The sequence below is a fragment of the Nonomuraea sp. NPDC048882 genome (genome assembly GCF_040649755.1).
GTDB classification, from domain to species: Bacteria; Actinomycetota; Actinomycetes; order Streptosporangiales; family Streptosporangiaceae; genus Nonomuraea; species Nonomuraea maheshkhaliensis.
The window spans coordinates 1-4,107 of sequence record NZ_JBEZGB010000050.1; the positions used below are offsets into that span (position 1 = coordinate 1).

A 4,107-nucleotide genomic window follows, 5' to 3' on the forward strand; every position below is an offset into this window, starting at 1 on the left:
AGGACTCTAGACAAGCCCCATCCTCCCAGCTCGGAAGCACTTTTCTTATGTAGCCGATCAACCTGCGCGAAATTCACCGCGAAAGCCCGAGGCTACAACGCGCACCGCCCGCACCAGTCTCGACGGCAACGCCCACCTGATCAAGACGAGGACGTCGTGGTGCCGCTGGAAGGCCGGGTTCAGCGCCGGAGGGTGCTCAGCGGAGCCATCAACGAGTACCACCGAGCCGCCTAGCTGTTCCGAAGAAACACCAGCTCAGACCACATGCACGAGTTTTGAAGCGGTACAAGTTCGGTCCAGCGGGCCGCTCGGGCGTAGCGCTGGACGGTGTGTCGTCCCCAGCCCAGTTGCCGGGCGATGCCCCTGATCCCGTGGCCCTGCTCCAGAAGTTAGTGAACCAGGGCATGGTGACGGCGGACCCGCTCGGCGAACTTCCCCACCGGCTCGTCGGTCCCGGCTATGTCGGGTGGTTGTCCTGGATCTTCCTCCGGGGTGAACTCCGGTGCCGGTTCTTGCAGGCAGGAGCGGTGCGCCGCCACGCACCGTTCGACGGCCTTGGCCAGGTTCTGCCACAGATGGAATCGATCAGCTACCTGAACCGCCTGCGGAGCACCTGCTCGGGCGCCCTCGGTATAGGCGCCCGCGCGGTCTCGGCAGATCACCTCGATACCGGGGTGTTCACGCAACCAAGCGGCCAGCGGGTCGGCCTCGCGCCCTTCCAGCACCTCCAGCGGCACACCGCGTTCGCAGTCGATGAGGATCGTGCCGTAGCGATGCCCGCGCTTGAGGGCGAAGTCGTCCACGCCGAGGACCCGCGGTGCCTCGATGATCGAGTCTGGCATGGCCATGACCAGCCGCAGCAAGGTAGAACGGCTGACGGTCATCTGCAACAGCCGGGCCACCCGAGTCCCGGCCCGTCCAGCGAGCGCGACCCCGAGGTGCTGCAGAGACCGGACCAGCAGTGGTGTCTTACGCGCGTACCGCATCGTCAAGCCGGGCGCTTGCTCGGCGTAGGTCTTCTGCTCGCATGTGGGCTGCCGGCACACCAGACGCCGTACCTCCAGCACGATCACCATCGGCTGGCCGCTGATCGGGGTGTCGGCCAGACGACGCTGGTAGCGGCTGTGCATCTGGCCGGAAAGCATCCCGCAGGCGGGGCAGGCGACCTGTACCGCCTGCATCTTGGCCACGACCCTCACCACGCCGTTGACGTGCTCGACCCGCTCGACCTCGACACCCGACAGGTGAGGCAGCAGCACATCCAAAACATGATCATCACGACACGCGGATCATCGTCGCTCACACCGAAGGACCGGCGGGCCCGTTTCGATCACGAAATATGGGCCAGATCCCAACTCAAACCGTCATAGCCATACCGGCTGAGTGGCGGACGACGAGGTCGGCCATGGCGTATTTGAGCAGAGACTAGATGCCCTCTTATGGAGCAAAGGCGACAGCTCCTAGGACACCAGGTGCTGATGCATTGGGTGTGAGATCCAGATCATGGACGGGACGCCACGATTCCACGCGGACCAAGCCGGGCTCCACCAACTCAAGCCCGCGGAAATATTCGCTGATCGCCGCCTGATCGCGCATATTTAATCCACCATGCGCCTGGGCGTAGATCGCTCTTCCGACGTCGATCGCATCGTCATTCAGTTCGCCACGGAATCCGTGAGAAAGCACCAACGCGCCACCGGGCGGCAGGCTCTCCCGCAGGACGGAGACGCTGTCGGCTGCCTCCTGGTCGTCCTCGACGAAGTGCACGATAGAGCACAGGATGACCGCATAGGGCCGGTCGAAGTCAAGGTGGGCCCGAACGTCGGTCCGGTCAAGGAGCTCCCGTGGCGCTCGTAGATCGCCGTCGACCACGATTGTCTGGCGGTTGTTAGCCAACAGGGCACGCGCATGGACCAGCACGATAGGGTCGTTGTCAACGTAGACGGTCCTAGCATCGGGTGCGATTCCTAGAGCGACCTCATGAACGTTCTGTTGAGTAGGAAGCCCAGTGCCGATGTCAAGGAATTGGCGGATGCCAGCTTCGGCGAGAAAGCGTACCGCTCGGCCTAGAAATTCGCGATTTTCCCTCGCTATCTGCCGAACGTTCGGCAATACCTGTAAAATCTTATCTGCAGCCTCCCGGTCGGCCGCGAAGTTATCCTTGCCGCCAAGGCAATAGTCATAGATCCGCGCCATGCTCGGCACCGTCGGGTTGAAGAGCGGACTTAGCTCGTTCATCTGTCAAGCTCCGCGCGTATACACGACATTCGCGCTCCTTCTCGTGCTCGTACGATTAAAGTACGAGCCAACTTTCCCGTCAAGGTCCGTGTTCGATGTCGCAGCCCGCGCCGAATAACCATGAAGAATCCAGGCAGCGGATCGCGACCCATCTGCCTGGCAACAGTCATCTCCAGCTTGGAGAGTTCTGCAATTGCGCATCAGTCGGCAGGCCAATTTCACTTCATTCCTCCATCGGAGGCAACGCTTCTCGCTCTCGACATGCACCCTCGAGCTCGTTCGCGGTCTTGCCGTGAGGAGAAAATACACATCCCTCCTGTCGTAAGGCTTTCGTAAGGCTGTCTCGTGGCGCAATTCAGTTACGGCAGCTGTAGGTCGGGATCTTCGGGGGCTGTGATCCGTGGGCCAATGCCGTTTAGTTAGCGATCATGCTGGTAGCGTCGCTTGGTGATCTTGCCGGGTGGCGCAGGCGGTTCGGGTCGGCTGATGGATCTGGTTGGGCTGGGGGTGTTGACGTCGCTGGTGCCACGGCAGGTCCTGGACGAGGCGATCGAGTTGCACGGATGCCGCGAGGAGCGGGTGCGGAAGCTCCCGGCTCGTGTGGTCGTCTATCTGCTGATGGCGTTATGCCTGTTCGCGGACGATGACTACGAGGAGGTCGCGGAGAAACTGACCGGTCTGCTCGCAGCCGTGCCGGGATCTTCGTGGGAGCCTCCGACGCGTGGAGCGATCACCCAGGCCCGGCAGCGCCTGGAGTCCGAGGTCGTCCGGGAGGTGTTCGAGCGGGTCGCCCGGCCGGCCGTGACAGCGGCGACCACGGGAGCGTGGCTGGGACGGTGGCGACTGATGGCGATCGACGGGTTCACCCTCGATCTGCCGGACACGGCGACGAACCTGGCCGAATTCCCCAACGACAGCGCGGGCGGGTACGAGACCCTAAATCCGCAGGCCCGGGTCGTGGCGATCAGCGAGTGCGCCTCACACGCGATCGTCGCGGCAGACACCTCGGGCTGCTGGGACAGCGAGCAGACCCTCGCCTACTCGCTGTACGGGCGATTGACGCCCGAGATGTTGCTGAGCGCCGATCGCGGCTTCTACAGCTTCCCTGCCTGGCAGTACGCGTCCTCAACCGGCGCGCAGCTCCTGTGGCGCATCCAGGCCGGGCTGCACCCGTACTGGCTGAAAGACTTGGAGGACGGATCCTGGCTGGCGGTCATCACCAAGCCCACCAAGCTGCGCCAATCGCAAAAGAAACGGCTGCGAGATGACGCCCGCCGCGGCCGTGAACTGGATCCGGACCTTGCGGTGATCGTCCGGGTGGTCGACTACACCGTGCCCGACCGCAAGGGCGAGCACATCCGCCTCATCACGACCGCCCTCGATCCCGCGGAGGCGACCGCGCAGCAGCTCGCCGCCTGTTACCACGAGCGCTGGGAGGCCGAAACCGGGTTCGCCCAGCTGAAGATCCACCTGCGCGGCCCCGGAAGGATCCTGCGGTCCAAGACCCCGGACCTGGTCCGGCAGGAGATCTGGGCCTACCTCCTCACCCACTGGGCCCTGGCCACCCTGATCTGCACCGCCGCTACCACAGCCGGCGTCGATCCCGACCGGATCACGTTCCTGGCCACCCTCCGGATCGTGCACCGCTCGGTCACCGACCGAGCGGCCTTCCCCCCTGAACTCCAAAATGAGCTCTGGACCAGAACCGTCCATCAGATCGGCCGGCCCCGCAACCGCAACCCCGAACGCCGCCACCGCACCTACCCTCGCTCCATCAAACGCACCCGACGCAGCAGCTACCGCGAACGACGCCCAAGCGACAAAGGCATCCGCCACGCTGGGCCACCCACCGTCCAACTCCTGCCCACC

The 4,107-nt window shown here is 64.0% G+C and carries 4 protein-coding genes; 1 reads left to right on the forward strand and 3 read right to left on the reverse strand.

The features are described from left to right. Positions 1-230: 230 nt before the first annotated feature. The 3 genes from AB0C27_RS56075 to AB0C27_RS56085 all read right to left on the reverse strand — a co-directional run bounded on the left by AB0C27_RS56075 (position 231) and on the right by AB0C27_RS56085 (position 2,238). Complete coding sequence (locus AB0C27_RS56075) at positions 231-386, reverse strand: hypothetical protein (RefSeq protein WP_357863617.1); 156 nt, start codon at positions 384-386, stop codon at positions 231-233. 3 nt (positions 387-389) lie between these two features. Then, the gene (locus tag AB0C27_RS56080; RefSeq protein WP_357863620.1) at positions 390-1,181 is read right to left on the reverse strand and encodes an ISL3 family transposase; all 792 of its coding nucleotides are present in this window, start codon (positions 1,179-1,181) and stop codon (positions 390-392) included. Between the two features lie 256 nt (positions 1,182-1,437). Next, positions 1,438-2,238, reverse strand: a complete 801-nt coding sequence (locus AB0C27_RS56085; RefSeq protein WP_357863611.1) for an SAM-dependent methyltransferase — start codon at positions 2,236-2,238, stop codon at positions 1,438-1,440. Positions 2,239-2,724: 486 nt separating this feature from the next. Between AB0C27_RS56085 and AB0C27_RS56090 the strand changes: the two genes are divergently transcribed. Continuing rightward, positions 2,725-4,107, forward strand: a 1,383-nt coding sequence (locus AB0C27_RS56090) for an IS4 family transposase (protein WP_357863614.1), incomplete at its 3' end; no start/stop codon positions are given.